This window comes from Pseudorhodoplanes sp. (assembly GCF_046289595.1).
Taxonomy (GTDB): domain Bacteria; phylum Pseudomonadota; class Alphaproteobacteria; order Rhizobiales; family Xanthobacteraceae; genus Pseudorhodoplanes.
On sequence record NZ_JBKBVB010000027.1, the window covers coordinates 21,828 to 41,405 of the forward strand.

The window sequence follows — 19,578 nt, forward strand, 5'->3', positions numbered from 1 at the left end:
GGTCCGGCCACCACGGTCCCCCAGGTGACGAAGGCGCATCCTTCGCCGGAACCCAGCAGCTTGGGCCTCCATGCGGCGCGCCACGTCTCGCGCGCCCGCACCGCCACCGCCTCCCGCCCCGCCCCGCCCCGCCCCGCGTCGTGTCGTGTCGTGTCGTGTCGTGTCGTGTCGTGTCGTGTCGTGTGACGCTCATGAGACGCCCCTTGGACGGGGCGGGATGGACGGACTGAACCATGGAAAGATGGCGGAAATAAGAGTATATTCCTTGATGTAATTCGATTGTAACGTATAGCGTTATGCGTTATACCCTTCTCCAATGATCGTCAGTTTCGGCGACAGCGAGACGGAAAAAATCCGGAACGGCGAGCGCAGCCGCAGATTGCCGCCGGATATTCAGGCTGCGGCACTTCGGAAACTTCGTCTCATCAACGCTGCAAGGACGATCGACGATCTGCGTGTCCCTCCCGGCAACCGGCTCGAACGGTTGCGTGGAGAGCGCGCAGGACAATGGAGTATCCGCATTAACAGCCAGTGGCGGATCGTCTTGCGATGGACTGAAGGAGGCGCCGAAGATGTCTCGATCGTCGACTATCACTGACCGGCTGCCCAATCCGCATCCCGGCGAAATCCTGATGGAAGAATTCCTGCGGCCGATGGCGTTGTCGCAGACCGCGCTGGCGCGCGCGATTGCGGTCCCGCCGCGCCGCATCAACGAAATCGTGCTCGGAAAGCGCGCCATCACCGCCGACACGGACCTGCGGCTTGCGCGTTATTTCGGCGTCAGCGACGGCTTTTTCCTGCAAATGCAGACCGACTACGACCTGATGGAGCGGCGGCGAGAACTCGGGCCAAAGCTCAAGGCGATCAAGCCAAGGCGCGCGGCGTAGGCGAGCGGGTCGTACAGGGTTCACCGTGAGTCGTCCCCCTTTCCGCCAGCACTACGGACTTGAGCCGACTTACAGCTCTGAGAACTGTTGCAGGTTCTATCCGTCCGCTCGTCCCCGCGGAGGCGGGGAACTGTGTTTTATCTTTGGAAAGCTACCCCCCGCACCAACTCTCCCGTCTGCCGCCATCATACGGGCGCACCAGGCCCGTCTTCAGCAGCGCCTCCGAAACATCCGGTGTGGTCCGCGTCGCGGCATTGGCAACGACACGCCCGCCATATTTGTCGAAATCGATGCGGCCGATGGTGACGCCGCCGTCGGCAAGGAGGCGCGAAAGCGCATCGCGCGCGGCGACCGCAAGGCGATATTCCTCGGCGCAGCGTGCGCGGAATTCGGCGGCGTCGATGCCGCGCAGCCGCACCCTGGTCGTCACCTGCATGCCGGGCCAGACATGCACCCGCGCCTCGAAGGTATCGCCGTCGTTGACCCGAAGCACGTCGGCCGGGTGACCGCCCGCAGCAAGCCGCAGGTTCTCCAGTGCGGACGCGGTCTGGTCGCTCCTGTCGGCGGGGGCTGAAGCAGCCTCGGCTGCCGGTCGCGCCACGACCAGAGCCGCACCGGACGACCGCGATTGCAGCGCGGCGCCCGCCGCCATGCCGGCGACGAACACCAGCCCGATCAGAACCGCGACCGGCGGTCCGGAAGGGAGTCTCGCGCGAAGGAACATGATCCTATAGGATCATAGTCCGTGACGATTCGCAAGACGCGGCCGGGCTGCGAGGGCAGAACCCCTCCTCGCCAGAGGCCCGCCCTGCCCTTGCTCCATCCAGGTACCGCGGCTTGCGGCGCTGCAACGCCGTGTCGCAGTGCCGTGCGATCTTGCAGGAACCGAATCCGGTTCCCATCCTTTGCTGCGACCGGGAAGCCGCAGCGGCGGGCCGGCCCGGTTTGGAGGGAACAGATGAATTATTTCAAGACAGCCATGCTTTTGGCAGGCCTGACGGCCCTGTTCATGGGTGTCGGCTACCTGATCGGCGGCGGCGGCGGCGCGATGATCGCGCTCGTGGTCGCGGCCGGCATGAACGTCTTCGCCTACTGGAATTCGGACAAGATGGTCCTGTCCATGGCGGGCGCGCAGGAGGTCGACGCGCGCACCGCGCCGGACCTTCACAACATGGTCGCCGAGCTTGCCGCGCGCGCGCAGCTGCCGATGCCCAAGGTCTATCTGATGCACGAGGCGCAGCCGAATGCGTTCGCGACCGGCCGCAATCCGCAGAACGCCGCGGTCGCGGTCACCACCGGCCTGCTCGAACGGCTGACCCGCGAGGAAGTCGCCGGCGTCATCGCGCATGAGCTGGCGCATATCAAGAATTACGACACCCTGATCATGACGATCACGGCGACCATCGCCGGCGCCATCGCCATGCTCGCGCAATTCGGCATGTTCTTCGGCAACCGCAACAATAACGGCGGTATGGGCATCATCGGCACGCTGGCGATGGTCATTCTCGCGCCGATCGCGGCGATGCTGGTGCAGATGGCGATCAGCCGGACCCGCGAATATTCCGCCGACAAGCTCGGCGCGCAGATTTGCGGGCAGCCGGTCTGGCTCGCGTCTGCCCTGGCGAAAATCGCCAATGCCGCGCATGCGATCCCGAACGAGCGCGCCGAACGCGACCCGGCGCTGGCGCATATGTTCATCATCAACCCGCTGTCGGGCGAGCGGATGGACAACCTGTTCTCGACCCATCCGGCGACCGAAAACCGCATTGCGGCGCTGAACCAGCTGGCCCGCGAAATGGGTCAGGGTGGGTTTGGCGGCGGCGCGTCGGGCGGCGGCTTTGGCGCAACGCGCGGCGGCAGCATGCCGGCGTCCGGCACGGCGGCCGGTCCCTGGGGTGGCGCCGGCCGGGGCGGCCCGCGGCCGGGCGGCCCTTGGGGACGGTAAGGTCCGTCCCGAAAAGACGCGCCGGATCAGCGCGTTAACCAATTCGGGAACGGCGGATGCCTCGCGTCCGCCGTTTTTCCTTGGCAGTTTTCCGCGTCACGAGGGGGCGCAGAATCGGGCATCGTCAGGGGCTGCGGCCGCGCCGGTTTGAGCGCTGCGCGCGCGGTGCTATCGAGACAATCTGGGCCGTCACACGGGCGGCAAGGCGAAGGGGGAGCCACACCGCGATGGCGGGGGTAACGGTCGGCGAGCGGACCAGACTGTCGTTGATCATGATGCGCCGCGGCCTGCGCCGCGCGGGCGGCCGCGTCAACAATCTGCCGCTGTTGCCGTGGCGCCTGATCCCGCGCAAATCCGACCGCCTGCTGCTCGCCCCGCAGGATCTGCGCACCGCCGATCCGACCCGCGCGAGCGAAATCTATGCCGGCCGCTTCGCCTTTGCCGGCAAGGTGGTGATCTGCGACGGCCGCTCGCCGTTCGAGCTGATCCCGCCGTCGGAGGAGTGGGCGGTGGAGCTCTGCAGCTTCGGCTGGCTGCGCCATCTGCGTGCCGCGGATTCGGCAATCACCCGGGCCAATGCGCGCGCGCTGGTGGACGAATGGATCTCCCTGCAGGGCTCCTGGCATCCGCTGGCCTGGCGGCCCGACGTGCTGTCGCGGCGGGTGATCTCGTGGATCAGCCAGGCGCCGCTGATCCTGCAGGATGTCGATGCCGCCTTCTACCGCCGCTTCATGCGCAGCCTGACGCGGCAGGTGCGCTTCATGCGCCTCAATGCTGCGGAAGCGCGCGAGGGCGCGCCGCATCTGCAGGTCACCGTCGCGCTCGCCTATGCGACGCTCTGCATGGCGACCCAGGAGCGCCATATCCGGTCGATCACCAAACGGCTCGCCGACGAACTCAATGCGCAGATACTGCCCGATGGCGGTCATGTCAGCCGCAATCCGGGAATCATCATCGAATTGCTGCTCGATCTCTTGCCGCTGAGGCAGGCTTTCGCCAGCCGCAATCTGCCGCCGCCGCCGGAACTGCTCAACGCCATCGACCGGATGATGCCGATGCTGCGCTTCTTCCGCCATGACGACGGCAATTTCGCGCTGTTCAATGGCATGGGGCCGACCGCGCCGGACCTGATCGCCACCATCCTCGCCTATGACGACGTGCGCGGCGAGCCGGTCTCCAACGCCGCGCATTCCGGCTATCAGCGGCTGCGCATCGACAATATGCTGGTGCTGATGGACACCGGCGCGCCGCCGCCCACGGCGGTGAGCCAGGAGGCCCATGCCGGATGCCTTGCCTTCGAACTCTGCGTGTCCGGGCAGCGGCTCGTGGTCAATTGCGGGGTGCCTGCGATCAACAAGGAGAGCTGGCGGCAGGTGGCGCGGGCGACGCCGGCGCATTCAACGGTGACGTTCAACAATGCCTCGTCCTGCCGCTTTCGCGAGGAGGGAGCGTTCCGCGAACTGATCGGCGTGCCGATCATCGACGGCCCGTCGCGGGTTTCGCTCGCCCGCAACGAGCACGAAGACTCGATCATCCTGCGCGCCTCGCACGACGGCTATGCGCGGTTCGGCATCATCCATCAGCGCGCGATCATGCTGACGCCGGGCGGCCGCAAGCTGGAGGGCGAGGACGTGTTCATGCCGACCCATGGCGAGATGCTGCCGCTCGGCGCGCTCGACGAATTCGCGGTGCGCTTTCACCTGCATCCGTCGGTCAAGGCGAGCCGCCGCCAGGACGGCCACGGCGCCATGCTGGTGCTGCCGAACAAGGATGTCTGGAGCTTCGATGCCCACGAAGACAAGGTGGAGCTGGAAGAGAGCGTCTATCTCGGCGGCTCGGATGGTCCGCGCCGCACCGTGCAGCTCGTGATCTACGGCCATGCCCGGCAGGTGCCGCGGGTGCACTGGACCTTCAGCCACACGCCGCGTCAGCCCGCGCCGAAAAATCGCGGCGAGACTGCCCGCCGCAAAGCAAACGACGAGCCGGAATTGCCGTTGTAGGATTGACCCCGCCCTGATCTATCCTCCGCTCGTCCCCGCGAAAGCGGGAACCCAGGAGCATCAGACACTGAACGAGCCGCTGCTGGGTTCCCGCTTGCGCGGGAATGCACGGAGACATTGAGCACAGCCCATGACAATGCCCACCTCCCCGCGCCGCATCGAACGCGCGCTGATTTCGGTTTCCGACAAGACCGGCCTGATCGACCTGGCGCGCGCGCTAAACGCAGCCGGCGTCGAAATCGTCTCGACCGGCGGCACCGCCAAGGCGATCGCGAATGCCGGAATCGCGGTGATCGATGTCTCGCAGCTCACCGGCTTTCCCGAGATGATGGACGGGCGGGTCAAGACATTGCACCCCAAGGTGCATGGCGGCCTGTTGGCGATCCGCGATAATGCCGAGCACACAAGCGCGATGGCCGCGCACGGCATCAGGCCGATCGATCTGCTGGTGGTCAATCTCTATCCATTCGAGGAGACCGTGGCGAAGGGCGCGGGCTTCGAAGACTGCATCGAGAATATCGACATCGGCGGACCGGCGATGATCCGGGCCGCGGCCAAGAACCACGATGACGTCGCGGTGATCGTGGACACGGAGGATTATGCAGCCCTGATTGAGGCGCTGAAGGCGGGCGGCACCTCGCTCGATTTCCGCCGCCGGCTTGCGGCCAAGGCCTATGCCCGCACCGCCACGTATGATGCCGCCATCTCGAACTGGTTCGCGGAGCAACTGGGCGATGCTGCCCCCGCCTATCGCGCCTTCGGCGGCCGGCTCGCGGAAGCGCTGCGCTACGGCGAGAATCCGCACCAAAGCGCGGCGTTCTACAGGAGCCCCGAACGGCGCTACGGCGTTGCGACGGCAAGGCAGGTGCAGGGCAAGCAGCTCTCCTACAACAACATCAACGACACCGACGCGGCCTATGAATGCGTCGCCGAATTCGATCCCGCGCGCAGTGCGGCCTGCGTCATCGTCAAACACGCCAATCCGTGCGGCGTGGCGGAAGGCGCCTCACTGGAAGAAGCCTATCGCAAGGCGCTGGCCTGCGATTCGACGTCGGCGTTTGGCGGCATCGTGGCGCTGAACCGCACGCTCGATGCGCAAGCCGCACGCATCATCACGGAAATCTTCACCGAGGTGATTGTCGCTCCCGACGCGACCGAGGAAGCCATCGCGCTGGTCGGCGCCAAGAAAAACCTGAGACTCCTGCTCGCGGGCGGTCTGCCCGACCCGCGCGCACCGGGCCTGCTCGTGAAGTCCGTCGCAGGCGGCCTGCTGGTGCAGAGCCGCGACAATGCGGTCGCAGGCGACATGACGCTGACCCCGGTGACGAAGCGCAAGCCGACCGACGCCGAGATGCGCGATCTGGTGTTTGCGTTCCGGGTGGCCAAGCACGTCAAGTCCAACACCATCGTCTATGCCAAGGATGGCGCAACCGTCGGCATCGGCGCAGGCCAGATGAGCCGGATCGATTCGGCGCGGATCGCGGCGCGCAAGGCGCAGGACGCGGCGAAGGAGCTGGGGCTCACAGAGCCTTTGACCAAGGGCTCGGTGGTGGCGTCGGATGCGTTCTTCCCGTTCGCAGATGGATTGCTGGTGGCGATCGAGGCCGGCGCAACCGCGGTGATCCAGCCCGGCGGCTCGATGCGCGACGACGAGGTGATCAAGGCTGCCGACGACGCCGGCATTGCCATGGTGTTCACCGGCACGCGGCATTTCCGGCATTGAGCCTGTCCTGCGGCGCGTGAGCTAACGGTCCCAGCGCATCGCCGCGATTCTTGGATCGGACGCAAAAGCGCTACGGTCGAAATCGAGCGCCATTTTTGGCAACTTGCAGATGGCGCGCGCGCCGTTGCTGCCGACAAGAATCCGCCATGTCTGGCGCGCTGTCGGTTCCGCCGACACAAAGGCGCGGCAGGTCATGATGGCCACGTTTTTCCGGTGCGACGGGTCGCGGACCGAGGCGTACAGTATCGCGTCGATTTGTTCGGCGCGCGCCATATCGGATAGCTGCTGGCACGGTTCGAAGTCGACCGGATGCATCCAGACCGCTTTGCGATCGTCGAAAGGATCGCGCGTCAGATCGATGGTGCGGCCAGCGGCGTATTCGCATGCAAAGGCCGTGTACTCGCCGGCGTCACCTGGCCATGTCGTATCCGGCGATTCGTGAAAGAACAGCAGCCGGTGGAAACAGGTTTCCGCAATCGCGGTCTGAGGACTTTCGGCTGCATAGAAAACGCCCTTGCTCGGACCGGCGCGCCGGAAGCGCGATCCTTGCGGATACGGACCGTAGCGGAACGGCGTATACAGCAGATAATGCAAATGCCGGCACTCAGGCGGCACCGGCGGCTTGGTGCTGTCGAGCAATTGCTCAAGCAGTTCCTGATCGGCGATGGTGTCCGTCAGCTTCATGGTCGAGACGCGATGCTGCGCTTCGACCACGCGCCAACATTTTCCGGCTGCGTAACGAGCGCTAGACGACAGCTCGGCGGCTGTCGAGATAGGTGATGACACTGACGAGACCGCTGATGCTTTGAATGAGATCGATCGGCTTGCCGTTGAGCGCCGTGTTGTTGTTGGTAAGCCAGTCCGCAGCCACGGTGTCGTCGCCGCCGACCACAGCATCCAGCGAGCGGTACAGCCGCACAAACAGAAGCGCCAGTTCGAACGATTTATGGTTCGGGTCGATCACGTACCGGCCCCTGCGCATGCGCGAGATGGTCGGCTCGGACAAGCCAATCACTTTGCAGAACACATTGCTCTTGAGGGCAAGACGGTCGGCCGCCCGTATAGCCGCTTTTGTGACCACCTGCGCTTCACGGCCCGGTGCCGGTGCGCTGGCAAGATTGAGCTGCATGCCCCGCTCCTCACGACATCAAACTGAGAATTATTTCTGTAGAAAGAATATTGGATATCCAAGGAAATTTCAAGCTTTCGATATCTGAAATAGACTCCTTACCCTCACCGCCCTGCCAAGTCGCCCAGCAGGCTCGCGGCCACCGACAGCTTGGAGATCGTCAGCCCGGTATCGGCGATCTCGTGCATGGCGGTGCGGATGCGCTCGACCTCGGCATGGCGCGGCTTGACCCAGGCGTCCATCGCCTCGAATCCCGCGCCGCCTTTCAACACATCCGCCGTCAGACGGCGCGCCGCGCCGGCGAGATGGTCGCGCGCACGGTCGAGCGCGAGCCGGTCGAAGTAATCGGCCGCCGAAATTTCGCGGGCGTCGTTGGCGATCCGCTCCAGCCGGAAATAGCGCACCACGGCGAGGAAGGTGCGCGCAACATCGGGCACCTCGCGCCCGGTCTTGTCCGCGACCAGCACGATGTCGGGCGCCACCGTCAGCGCCGGCAGGCTCGCGATCCGCATTGCCAGCTTTTCCGGCACGCCGGATTTCATCAGTTCGGCGGCGCGGGCGTTGCGCGCAACGGCGGCCTCGTCGGTCAGCGCGGCGTCGAGCGCCTGCGCCACCTGCTCGATGCCGGTGCCGTAATGCTCGACGACCGCCATCAGCCCCTGGTCGAGATCGACATTGCGGATGAACCACACCATGCGGTCGATCAAGAGGCGCTTTACCGCCGCATAGAGATCGAGCTGCAAGGCGCCGGCCACCTTGTTGTCGAGCGCGTCGATCTGCGCATTCAGCTCGACCATACCGTAGCTGTCGCGCACGGCAGCGAAGGCGCGCGCGATGCGGTCGGCAGAGGCGCCGGTCTCGTCGGTCATGCGCGCGATCAGCGACGGCCCGCCACGATTGATGATGGAATTGGTGAGATGCGTGGCGATGATCTCGCGGCGCAGCCGGTGATGTTCGAGCTCGTCCGGATAGAGCCGCGACAGTTCGGCCGGGAAATAGCGCGTCAGCTCCTTGCCGAGATAGGGATCGTCCGGCACCGAGGTTTCGACGAGGTCCGCGAACAGCGTGAGCTTGGCGTAAGCCAGGAGCACCGCAAGCTCGGGCCTGGTCAGCGCCTGGCCGCGGCGGCGCCGCTCGGCGAGTTCGGCATCGTCGGGCAGAAACTCCACGCCGCGATCGAGCAGGCCGCGTCCTTCCAGCGTTTGCATCAGGCGCTGGCGCGAGGCGAGATCTTCGAGGCCGTTGCGTTCGGCGAGCGAGATCGCAAGCGTCTGCAGATAATTGTTGCGCAACACCAGCGCCGCCACCTCGTCGGTCATCTCGAACAGGAGCGCGTTGCGGTCGTCGAGCTTGAGCGCGCCCGAGCGCACCGGGCCGCCCAGCGCGATCTTGATATTGACCTCAAGGTCGGACGTGTTGACGCCGGCGGAATTGTCGATCGCGTCGGTATTGAGCCGCACGCCCTTCTGGGCCGCCTCGATCCGGCCGCGCTGGGTCATGCCGAGATTGGCGCCCTCGCCGATCACCTTGCAATTGAGATCGGCGCCGCAGATGCGGATTGCGTCATTGGCGCGGTCGCCGACCTGTTCGTCGGTCTCGGTCGCGGCGCGGACATAGGTGCCGATGCCGCCGAAGAACAGAAGGTCGGCCTCGCATTTCAGGATCGCGCTCATCAATTGCTGCGGCGTCGCCTTGTCGGCGGTCAGGTTGAGCAGCGACTTCATCTCCGGGGAAAGCTGGATTTCCTTCAGGCTTCGCGGGAACACGCCGCCGCCCTTCGAGATCAGCGCCTTGTCGTAATCCTGCCAGCTCGAGCGCGGCAGTTCGAACAGCCGCTTGCGCTCGGCGAAGCTCTTGGCCGGATCGGGATCGGGATCGATGAAAATGTCGCGGTGGTCGAAGGCGGCGACCAGCTTGATCGTGGTCTCGCGCAGCATGCCGTTGCCGAACACATCGCCGGACATATCGCCCACGCCGATAACGGTGAACGGCGTCGTCCCGATATCGACGTCCATCTCGCGGAAATGCCGCTTCACCGCTTCCCAGGCGCCGCGCGCGGTGATGCCCATTTTCTTGTGGTCGTAGCCGGCCGAACCGCCGGAGGCGAAGGCATCGCCCAGCCAGAACTTGCGCGACGTGGAGATTTCGTTCGCGGTGTCGGAGAAGGTCGCGGTGCCCTTGTCGGCAGCGACCACGAGATACGGATCGTCGGCATCATGGCGCACGACGTTCTCCGGCGGCACCACCGCGCCGTCGGCCGACAGATTGTCGGTGACATCAAGCAGCGAGCCGATGAACAGCTTGTAGGCCGCGATCCCCTCGGCCGCGATCGCCTCGCGGGTGCCGCCGACGGGCAGATGCTTCGGGACGAAGCCGCCCTTGGCGCCGACCGGCACGATCACCGCATTCTTGACCTGCTGGGCTTTCACAAGCCCGAGAATCTCGGTGCGGAAATCCTGCGGCCGGTCGGACCAGCGGATGCCGCCGCGCGCCACCTTGCCAAAGCGCAGATGCACGCCCTCGACCCGCGGCGAATAGACGAAGATTTCGTAAAGCGGCCGCGGCGCCGGCAGCGTCGTCAGCTTGCCGCTTTCGTACTTGATCGCGATCTGCGCCTTGGGCTGGCCGTCGGCGCCGATCTGGTAGAAATTGGTGCGCAGTGCCGACTGCACCGCATTCACGAAATGACGCAGGATGCGATCCTCGTCGAGCGAGGGCACGTTTTCCAGCGCCGCCTCGATCGCGGCGGAGATGTCCGCTTCGCGTTCTGCGCGCGCCTTGACGTCGTCGTGACGCGGGTCGAAACGGGCATGAAACAGGGCGACGATCTGCGCCGCGATTTTGCAATGCGCGCGCAGCGTCGCCCACATATAGTCCTGCGAGAAGGGCAGCCGCACCTGCCGCAAGAAGCGCGATATGGCGCGGATCAGCACGATGTCGCGCCATTGCAGGCCCGCTTTCAGGACCAGCGCGTTATAGCCGTCATTCTCGGCAATGCCGCGCATCACCATCAGGAAGCACGCTTCGAGAGCGTGTTCCAGCGCGGCGATATCGACCGGCGCGCCGTCGGCGCTTTCCAGCGACATGTCATGCATCCAGACATGGGCGCCGTCGGCCGTTGCCGGACGGATTTCGTAGGTGCGTTCGTCGACCACCCGGAATCCCATATTCTCCAGCATCGGCACCCGGCTGGAGAGCGGGATCGCGCCGCCATAGCTCCACACTTTCAGGCCGACGCGATCGTCGCCTTGACCCGGCCGCGCATGGAAATCGACACTGAGCGGGCGCTCCGCCGACAGCGCCTCGATGGTGCGAATGTTGTCGAGCGCCACGTCCGGCGAATAACGGTCGCGGAAGCTGGCGCTGAAGGCGCGGCGGTAACGCTCGAATAACTGGCGCGCGCGCACCGGCTCATGGGTTTTTTCGAGCTGTTCCGAAAGGGCGTCGGCCCAGGTGCGCACGATGGCGGAGACGCCGCTTTCGAGGGTTGCGCGATCCGGCTCCTCGAGCTGCTGGGCCGAGCGCGCGATGATGTAATGCGCGCGCATCATCGGCCCTTCGGGGAAGAACAGGCTGAGCCCGCTGACATGACCCTTGTAACGCTGCGCCAGCATCTCGCCGACCGCTTCCACCACGTCGTTGGAGGAGCGGGCGCGCGGCAGATAAACCAATACCGACATGAAGCGGTCGAAGCGGTCGCGGCGCGCCAGCACGCGCACGCGGGGCCGCTCGTCGAGCTGCAGGATCAGCATCGCGAACTGGAACAGGAGCTCGTCGTCGATACGGAACAGGTCGTCGCGCGGATAGGTCTCGAGTGCGTTGACCAGCGCCTTGCCGGAATGGCCTGCCGGAGAAAACCGCGCGCGTTTCAGAAGGGCCTCGACCTTCTTGCGCAGAAAGGGGATCGAGCGCGTCGAGCGGGTATAGGCGGTGGAGGTGAACAGCCCGACGATGCGGAATTCGCCGGTAACCGCGCCGTGCGCATCGAAGCGCTTGACGATCACCATGTCCATGAACACCCGGCGATGCACCCGCGAGCGCAGACTCGCCTTGGTGATCATCAGCGCGGTCTTTTCGTTGTAGAACGCCTGCAGGCCGCGGGCGATAGGCTCCTGACCGGCGCGGCCCTTCAGTTCCTGTGCATCGGCGCGCCGCAACACGCCGAGACCCGATTCCGGTATCGCAACCGGCTCGCCGCCGCCGGACACGCGATATTCGCGAATTCCGAGGAAGGTGAAATTATCCGCGGCGAGCCACTCCAGAAACTCGATCGATTCGTTGAGAACCGATTCCGGCACCGGAGACGGCCTGGCCTTCATATCCGCGATCAGCTCGCCGACCCGGGCCAGCATGCTGCGCCAGTCCTGCACTGCAACCGCCACATCCGACAGCGCCTGCTCAATCCCGAGGATCAGCGTATTCGTTGTGGCGACATCCTCGACGCGGTCGATATGGACATGAATGAAGCTCTCGCGGCGCATATCGCCGTCGCGCGAATCGTCCGCCGATACCGCTTCGAGGCGGCCTTCGTCATCGCGCATCACAGAAAAGATCGGATGCACCACGAGCCGCACCTGCGCATGACGCGCGGTGAGTTCGCCGAGCACCGAATCGACCAGAAACGGCATGTCGTCGTTGACGATCTCGAGCACGGAAATCGGGCCGTTCCGGCCGCTGCCTTCCTCGCCTTCCGGGGCATAGATGCGGATTTTCGGCGCGCCCGGCCGGCGCTCGGCGAGAAACGCATAGGCTTGTTCAATAAAGCGCGCGATCTCTTCGGTCGAATAGACTGCCAGATCCTCGGCGGACGCCCCCGCAAACAGATGCGCCGCGAAGCCGTCCGGCACGCCGGCGCCCCGTCCGCGCAGCACCGCCGCGGCTCCGTCCACCAGTTGACCAATGACACGATCGCCCGCTGCCGCAGGAAGATTCTGGATATTCATGACGGCCTCTCCTAGGTCGGGAAGTTTCGTCTACTCGACGCGCGTCGTCGAGGTCCGGCTTGGGCGATGGCGGAAACGTGAGTGCTGCGCCGCAGCATGCAATCTGCTTTTCGCCCGGTCGGACCGGACGATAGGCTCTTGAGAAAGCGGAGGACGCAATGAGCGTTGCAGGAACACGGAGAAAGTCCAGTGGGGCGCGGCTGGGCACATCGGCCGCGGACGCCGCGGTCAGGAAAGCATCGCGCGATGACAATCCCAAGACGGCACTCAAGACGGCACCCAAGACGGCACCCAAGACCGCACCCAAGACCGGTGGCCGAGAAGCTGCCGCGCCGAAGCCCGTGCCCGTGCCCGTCAAGCCGGCTCCGCCGCCTTCCGCCGCGGACGACGACATCGCCTTCGTCGCGTTGTCGCTGCCGGAGCCCGCGCTCAACGAATCCATGCAGGCCTATTTCGACAAATGCATGGAGAAACTCGGATTCATTCCGAATGTGCTGAAGGCCTATGCCTTCGACATGAAGAAGCTCGAAGCCTTCGCGGCGATGTATAATGATCTGATGCTCGGTCCGTCGGGCCTGAGCAAGCTCGAACGTGAGATGATCGCGGTCGCGGTGTCATCGCAGAACCGCTGCTATTATTGCCTGGTGGCGCATGGCGCGGCGGTGCGCCAGATCTCCGGCGATCCGGCGCTTGGCGAGCTGATGGTGATGAATTATCGGGCGGCGCGGCTGACAAAGCGCCAGCGCGCCATGCTGGATTTTGCGGTGAAGCTGACAATCGAGCCCTGGGCCGTCGAGGAGGAGGATCGCGAAGGCCTGCGGCGCGCCGGCTTTTCCGACCGGGACATCTGGGATATTGCCGCAATTGCCGGCTTCTACAACATGTCGAACCGGGTCGCGACCGCGACCGACATGCGGCCGAACAGCGTCTATCACGCGATGGCGCGGTAACGTCGCTACATCGGGGCGCGCGTACCAGTTTCCGCTCGTCCCCGCAAAAGCGGGGCCCAGACTTGCTGGATTCCCGCTTTCGCGGGAATGAGCGGGTAGATAGACAGTCGAAGATGATCCGCGTCGTTTCTCTCCTGCTCGCGCTCCTCGCCTTCCCCGCGCTGGCGCAGGAAGGCCCGGTCCACGACAAGCCATTGTCGGAAGCGCCGCGCGCGCAGGCCGTGACCGCGAAGAACGGCATGGTGGTGGCACAGGAGGCAATGGCCGCGCAGATCGGGGTCGATATCCTGAAAGCCGGCGGCAATGCGGTCGACGCTGCGGTCGCAACCGGCTTCGCGCTCGCCGTGACCTATCCCCGCGCCGGCAATATCGGCGGCGGCGGCTTCATGGTGATCCACCTGGCCAAGACGAGAAGGAACATCGCCATCGATTATCGCGAGATGGCGCCGGGCAGGATCGACAAGGACTCGTTCCTCGACGATGCCGGCAATGCCGATCCGCAGAAATCGCTCCGCTCGGGGCTCGGCGTCGGGGTGCCGGGCACAGTGGCGGGCCTCGCGCTGGCGCATCGCAAATACGGCTCGGGCAAGTTCACGCTGGCGCAATTGCTCACGCCCGCGATCAGGCTCGCCCGCGACGGCTTCATCGTCACCGGCGACCTCGCCGACACCCTGATGGCGGCCAAGCCGCTGTTCGAACGCTGGCCGTCATCGGTGAAGGTGATGCTGAAGCCGGACGGCTCGTCCTATGGCGAGGGCGACCGGCTCATCCAGACCGATCTCGCCAACACACTGGAGACGATCGCGCAGAAAGGGCCGCACGGCTTCTACGAAGGAGAGACCGCGGAAAAGATTGCAGCCGCGGTACGCGAGGCCGGCGGCGTGATGACCGCGGACGATTTGAAAAACTATCAGGTGAAGGAGCGCAAGCCGGTCACCGGGACGTATCGCGGCTATGGCATCGTCTCGATGCCGCCGCCCTCGTCCGGCGGCACCCATCTGATCCAGATGCTGAATATTCTCGAGCCCTACGACCTGAAGAAAACCGGACCGTCGAGCGTCGAAACCGCGCATCTGATGATCGAGGCGATGCGCCGCGCCTATGCGGATCGTGCGGTCTATCTCGGCGACCCCGATTTCGTGCGGGTGCCGGTGCGCGGACTGACGTCGAAGCGTTACGCGCGGATCGTCAGCAAAAATATCGGGCAGCGCGCGACGCCCTCCTCCGACATCCGCAACGGCGACCCGGTCGCGGCCGAAGGCGACAACACCACGCATTTCTCCGTGGTGGACCGCTTTGGCAATGCGGTGGCGAACACCTACACGCTCAATCTGAGTTACGGCAACGGGCTGATCGCGGAAGGAACGGGCGTTCTCCTTAACAACGAGCTGGACGACTTCGCCGCCAAGCCCGGCGTGCCGAATGCGTTCGGTCTGGTCGGCGCAACCGCCAATGCACCCGCCCCGCGCAAGCGCCCGCTGTCGTCGATGACGCCGACCATCGTGACGAAGAACGGCAAGCCCTATCTGGTCACCGGCTCGCCCGGCGGCAGCCGCATCATTACCACCGTGCTGCAGATTGTCCTCAATGTGCTGGATCACGGCATGGACGTGGCGGATGCAGTGGCCGCGCCGCGCATTCATCATCAATGGCTGCCGGACGAAGTGTTCGCAGAGAAGACCTATCCGGAAGATGTGCTGAAGGGACTGGAAGCGCGCGGCCACAAATTCGCAACACGGGTGCCGAACACCTCGGCGAACTCGATCCTGATCACGAAGGATGGATTTGCCGGTGCGGCCGACACGCGGACACGGGGCGCGGCAGCGGTGGGGTATTAGGCTTCTTCGTTCCCGCGCAAGCGCCGACTGGCGGAAGCCGCAAATCTATCGTACTCCAAGAATAAGCGGCTTTGTGAGGCTAAGGACCCATCATGCATACGCACTCCCTCGAAAAATGGAGCCACCGGCACGTTTTCCTTGGGAAGCGTCATGGTCTGTACGAACGGCGCACCTGGATGGTCGTCGGCATCACCGCAACGATGATGATTGCCGAGATCGTCGCGGGAACCGTCTTCGGATCCATGGCGCTCCTGGCAGACGGATGGCACATGGCGACGCACGCCGCGGCAATTGGCATTGCCGCATTCGCCTATCGCTTCGCGCGGACGCATGCGCATGACACCCGTTTCACGTTTGGGACCGGAAAAGTGGGCGACCTCGCTGCGTTCGCAAGCGCCATCATCCTGGGATTGATAGCGGTCCTGATCGCGTGGGAATCCGCAATACGGCTCTATTCGCCAATCCCAATTCAGTTCGGCGAAGCAACGCTTGTTGCGGTCGTCGGGCTTGTAGTGAATCTCGTCTGCGCGTGGCTTCTGTTCGAAGATGACGACCATTACCATCACGGACGTCATCACTCACACCAAGGCCATGACCATGACCGCGGACACAACCATGGTCACGACCTTGGACACAGCCATCACGGCAAAGACCTGAATTTGCGTGCGGCCTATCTTCACGTCGTCGCCGACGCGCTGACGTCCGTATTGGCCATCGTCGCTCTGTTGGCCGGCCGATATTTCGGATGGGTGTGGCTGGACCCGATCATCGGCATTGTCGGCGCGATTGTCATTGCCAGGTGGTCGTACGGACTCATTCGTTCATCGGCCGCGACATTGCTGGACACCGTGCCGGACAGGGAATTGCAGTTGCGGATCAAGGAGCGCCTGGAGACCGGAAGCGATCGCATTAGCGACCTGCATCTCTGGCAAGTCGGGCCGGGTCATCACGCCGCCATCGTTTCAATCGTCGTCGACACTCCGGAACCTCCGCAAGTGTACAAATCCAAGCTCGCGAACTTGCCGGGGTTGAGTCACGTCACCGTCGAAGTGGAACGATGTTCCGACGCCGCTGACAGGCGAGGCTGCGCTTGAAACGGAGCGAGCAGAATTGTCCGAGCCCTCGGGCATGCTCGTTCTCAAATCTCGATCAGCTTGTCGGGCAATTCGTTGCGGTTGAGCGCGCCCGGCGGAAAGTGCTGCGCCAGCACCGCGCCGCAGCGCTCGATCGCCGCGACGAACCCGTCGGCGGCGCGGCGCTGCGCGATCCCCGCGATCAGGGCCGCCAGCGCTTCGTCCCAGACCTGCTGCGGCACCTTGGCGACGATGCCCTCGTCCGCGATCACTTCGGCATAATGCTCGGCCTCCGACGCGAAGATCAGCACGCCGGTGCGGTTGTCGGTCTTGTGCAGACCGTGCGCCAGGAACTGCCGCACCGCCTCGGCGTGCGCCTGTTGATGCATGCGCCGTCGCGGCACGATATGAAAGCGGATCGCCGGGATCGAGAGGATCAGCGCGGCCACCACGAACAACGCAAGCTGCGCAATATAGATCCAGCTCGCCGGCAGCGCCGTCAACGCGATCAGCGGCAGTGGCAGGAGCAGCGCGAGCGCTGCTGCCCAGACCAGCGGCACGGTGCGATAATCGCCGCATTGCCGCGCAATCACACAGAAAATTTCGCCGGAAGTCGTCTGCTCGGCCGCAGCGATGGCGGCTGAAATGCGGTCCTTGTCGGCTTGCGCGATCAGCATCACCAGCTCCCCGACGATCCGCCGCCGCCGAACGATCCGCCGCCGCCGGAGAAGCCGCCCCCTCCCCCGCCGCCGCTCCAGCCACCGCCCCAATCGCTGCCGGATGAACGGCCGCCGCCGATGACGACGGGATTGTAGTCGGTCCAGTCGCGCGTGCGGCGAACATTGCCGCGCTGCAGTGGCCGCCCTCGCCTGCGCATGTCGGCCATCACATTGGCGATGATCATGAGGGCGACAATGATCCAGAAGGCAACGATCATCAGCTCGCTCGGGCTCAGTCCCCCAGCCTGCCGACGTTGCGCGGCGCGCTCCCGGATTTCCGCGGCATCGCCCGCGATGACCTGGGCGATGTCTTCGGCACCGCGCCGCACGCCGCCGGCGAAATCGCCGGCGCGAAAGCGCGGCAGGATCGAGTCCTGAATGATCACGCTCGCGATCGCATCGGTGAGCGTCGGCTCAAGCCCGTAGCCGACCTCAATGCGCACGCGCTTTTCGTTCGGCGCCACGATCAGAAGAACGCCGTTGTTCTTGCCCTTCTGACCGATCTGCCACTTGCGGCCGAGCTGATAGCCGTAATCCTCGATCGAGGTGCCGTGCAGCGATTTGAGCGTAACCACGACCAGTTGGTCCGTGGTTTTCGCTTCGAGGTCGGCCGACAGCTTCTCCAGTTGTTCGCGCGTGCTGGCATCGAGGATTCCGGCCTCGTCGACGACCCGGCCGGTCAGCTCCGGAAAGGTCAGCGCTTGCGCAAGCGCCGCCGGTGCGAAGACGGCAAACGCGAGCACAACGACAAGAGCGCGGAGCCGCATTGTACGGACGCCGTCAGAACTTCACATTCGGCGGCTTCTGCGAATCCGCGGTCGCCGTGAAGGTCTCCATCGGCTTGTGGCTGCGATAGACCGTATTCGCCCAGATGATGCCGGGCCAGGTGCGCAGTTCGGTGTTATAGGCGCGCACCGCCTCGATATAGTCGCGCCGGGCGATCGCGATGCGGTTTTCGGTGCCTTCGAGCTGCGATTGCAGCGCGAGGAAGTTCTGGTTCGATTTGAGATCGGGATAATTCTCAACGGTCGCGATCAGCCGGCCAAGTGCGCCGGATAACTGCGCCTGCGCCTCCTGGAATTTGCGGAAGGTATCGGGATCGGTCACGGTATCGGCATTGACCTGAATTTGCGTGGCGCGGGCGCGGGCATTGATCACCGCTTCCAGCACCTCCTTCTCCTGCTTGGCATATCCCTTCACGGTCTCGACCAGGTTCGGAATAAGGTCGGCGCGCCGCTGATAATTGTTCTGCACGTCGGACCATTTGGCCTTGGCCTGCTCGTCCAGTGTCGGAATGTTGTTGATGCCGCAACCCGATACGAAAAGCGCCAGCAAGACGACGAACATCGGCGGGACGCGGTGGTAACGGAATGCGGCTGAATTGCTGGCAAGCGTGGTCATGACAGGCTCCGGTGCCGAGAGCTTCAGAACGGGCGCTCCTGAACGCGCATTCTGACGAGAAGTTCCCGTCGCAAACAGCCGGCATCCGATCAATTCACGCAACAACCCGCGTCGCTGTTACCGTTGCGCCGCACCAGCGCATCGACGCGGTTCAGCACGCGCTCACGGCCAGAAGCTGCGCTGCACGCGGAAGGTCGCGCTCCACACGCCCTGATCCCGGATGGCATAGAGGCCCGGCGCAAGCCCGGTGCCGTTCGGATTGCCGGCGGCTGCGGGAATGTCGCCCGCGCCTTGAAAAGCGGTATCGATCCGCGAATAGCCGACCTCCAGACCGACATCGAGATTTTCGACCGGCGTCCAGAGCGTGCGCGACGCCAGACGCCAGGCCGACCAGTCCGGATCGCAGTTGCGCACATTGAATGCGGTCGTCGCCGAGCCGCCGAGCGCGCAACGTACGCCAAGTCGGGCAAGCTGCGCTTTTGCGGCATCGCTGTAGCCGATGTCGAGATAACCAAACACCACCGAGGTGCGCAGCATCGCCGTCCAGTAATGCTCGAAGGCCATGGTCGCGCTGAAGGCGCGGGTCAGCAGCAGATCGCCTTGCGCGAATACCGCATCGGTGAACGGACCGAGCGCCAGGCCGCCGTTATGCTGAAGCGCATTGTTGGCTTGCGCGAAGGCAGCGTAGCGGGATGCGCCCTGCGCGTAGGCGACGACGGCCGACACTGTGTCCGTGGAATTCCAGGGCATTTTCAGGGTCAGTCCGGCGCCGACCGCCCAGCCCCAGGCATCGGCGGGGTGGCCGCAGGCCGTTGTGTTGGGAACGGCGCAAGCGGGGCCCGATGAATAATAGGCCGCGCCCACGCGATGCAGCGCGCCCTTGATCTGCGCCGCGCCCCAGTCGCGATCGAGCCGCAGATTGCCGATGATGTCGGGCACCCACATGCCCTTCATGCCGTTGAAGGGCGGG

General features: G+C 64.8%; 16 protein-coding genes. 8 read left to right on the forward strand and 8 right to left on the reverse strand.

Features of this window, described 5'->3' with window-relative positions:
• The first annotated feature begins 316 nt into the window (after nt 1–316).
• Nucleotides 317–598 carry a type II toxin-antitoxin system RelE/ParE family toxin gene (locus ACK41X_RS08160; protein WP_409721144.1) on the forward strand — a complete coding sequence of 94 codons (282 nt, stop codon included), beginning with the start codon at nt 317–319 and terminating at the stop codon, nt 596–598.
• Complete coding sequence (locus tag ACK41X_RS08165; RefSeq protein WP_409721147.1) at nt 573–887, forward strand: HigA family addiction module antitoxin; 315 nt, start codon at nt 573–575, stop codon at nt 885–887. The genes ACK41X_RS08160 and ACK41X_RS08165 overlap by 26 nt, the downstream gene beginning before the upstream one ends.
• Before the next feature lie 151 nt (nt 888–1,038).
• On the opposite strand, the gene ACK41X_RS08170 is transcribed toward ACK41X_RS08165, so the two are convergent.
• Entirely contained in the window at nt 1,039–1,611 is a 573-nt protein-coding gene (locus ACK41X_RS08170; RefSeq protein WP_409721150.1) for a thermonuclease family protein, read from the reverse strand.
• Nucleotides 1,612–1,845: 234 nt separating this feature from the next.
• Between ACK41X_RS08170 and htpX the strand changes: the two genes are divergently transcribed.
• The 3 genes from htpX to purH all read left to right on the forward strand — a co-directional run bounded on the left by htpX (nt 1,846) and on the right by purH (nt 6,555).
• Complete coding sequence (htpX, locus tag ACK41X_RS08175; protein WP_409721153.1) at nt 1,846–2,832, forward strand: zinc metalloprotease HtpX; 987 nt, start codon at nt 1,846–1,848, stop codon at nt 2,830–2,832.
• Between the two features lie 227 nt (nt 2,833–3,059).
• Nucleotides 3,060–4,832: a heparinase II/III family protein gene (locus tag ACK41X_RS08180; protein ID WP_409721156.1), complete on the forward strand. Its 1,773-nt coding sequence runs from the start codon at nt 3,060–3,062 to the stop codon at nt 4,830–4,832.
• A gap of 136 nt (nt 4,833–4,968) precedes the next feature.
• The gene (purH, locus tag ACK41X_RS08185) at nt 4,969–6,555 is read left to right on the forward strand and encodes a bifunctional phosphoribosylaminoimidazolecarboxamide formyltransferase/IMP cyclohydrolase (protein WP_409721184.1); all 1,587 of its coding nucleotides are present in this window, start codon (nt 4,969–4,971) and stop codon (nt 6,553–6,555) included.
• Nucleotides 6,556–6,576: 21 nt separating this feature from the next.
• Here the strand turns inward: purH and ACK41X_RS08190 are convergent, their stop codons facing one another.
• From ACK41X_RS08190 to ACK41X_RS08200, 3 genes are all read right to left on the reverse strand, one after another.
• The gene (locus tag ACK41X_RS08190; RefSeq protein ID WP_409721159.1) at nt 6,577–7,269 is read right to left on the reverse strand and encodes an RES family NAD+ phosphorylase; all 693 of its coding nucleotides are present in this window, start codon (nt 7,267–7,269) and stop codon (nt 6,577–6,579) included.
• 31 nt (nt 7,270–7,300) lie between these two features.
• Nucleotides 7,301–7,684 carry an antitoxin Xre/MbcA/ParS toxin-binding domain-containing protein gene (locus ACK41X_RS08195; RefSeq protein ID WP_409721162.1) on the reverse strand — a complete coding sequence of 128 codons (384 nt, stop codon included), beginning with the start codon at nt 7,682–7,684 and terminating at the stop codon, nt 7,301–7,303.
• Nucleotides 7,685–7,788: 104 nt separating this feature from the next.
• Nucleotides 7,789–12,627, reverse strand: a complete 4,839-nt coding sequence (locus ACK41X_RS08200; protein WP_409721164.1) for an NAD-glutamate dehydrogenase — start codon at nt 12,625–12,627, stop codon at nt 7,789–7,791.
• Nucleotides 12,628–13,019: 392 nt separating this feature from the next.
• Between ACK41X_RS08200 and ACK41X_RS08205 the strand changes: the two genes are divergently transcribed.
• The 3 genes from ACK41X_RS08205 (at nt 13,020) to dmeF (ending at nt 16,509) form a co-directional block, all read left to right on the forward strand.
• A complete protein-coding gene (locus tag ACK41X_RS08205) occupies nt 13,020–13,577 on the forward strand; it encodes a peroxidase-related enzyme (RefSeq protein WP_409721186.1) in 558 nt (185 codons plus the stop codon).
• 113 nt (nt 13,578–13,690) lie between these two features.
• Entirely contained in the window at nt 13,691–15,415 is a 1,725-nt protein-coding gene (gene ggt, locus ACK41X_RS08210; protein ID WP_409721166.1) for a gamma-glutamyltransferase, read from the forward strand.
• 92 nt (nt 15,416–15,507) lie between these two features.
• The gene (gene dmeF, locus ACK41X_RS08215) at nt 15,508–16,509 is read left to right on the forward strand and encodes a CDF family Co(II)/Ni(II) efflux transporter DmeF (RefSeq protein ID WP_409721169.1); all 1,002 of its coding nucleotides are present in this window, start codon (nt 15,508–15,510) and stop codon (nt 16,507–16,509) included.
• A gap of 44 nt (nt 16,510–16,553) precedes the next feature.
• Here dmeF and ACK41X_RS08220 read toward each other — a convergent pair whose 3' ends face one another.
• The 4 genes from ACK41X_RS08220 to ACK41X_RS08235 form a co-directional block, all read right to left on the reverse strand.
• On the reverse strand, nt 16,554–17,165 hold the full coding sequence (locus tag ACK41X_RS08220) for a TPM domain-containing protein (protein WP_409721171.1): 612 nt from the start codon (nt 17,163–17,165) through the stop codon (nt 16,554–16,556).
• On the reverse strand, nt 17,165–17,974 hold the full coding sequence (locus ACK41X_RS08225; protein WP_409721174.1) for a TPM domain-containing protein: 810 nt from the start codon (nt 17,972–17,974) through the stop codon (nt 17,165–17,167). Before ACK41X_RS08225 ends, ACK41X_RS08220 begins: the two co-directional genes overlap by 1 nt.
• 13 nt (nt 17,975–17,987) lie before the next feature.
• On the reverse strand, nt 17,988–18,608 hold the full coding sequence (locus tag ACK41X_RS08230; protein WP_409721177.1) for a LemA family protein: 621 nt from the start codon (nt 18,606–18,608) through the stop codon (nt 17,988–17,990).
• Between the two features lie 162 nt (nt 18,609–18,770).
• A partial coding sequence (locus tag ACK41X_RS08235) for a porin (RefSeq protein WP_409721180.1) occupies nt 18,771–19,578 on the reverse strand: 808 nt, incomplete at its 5' end.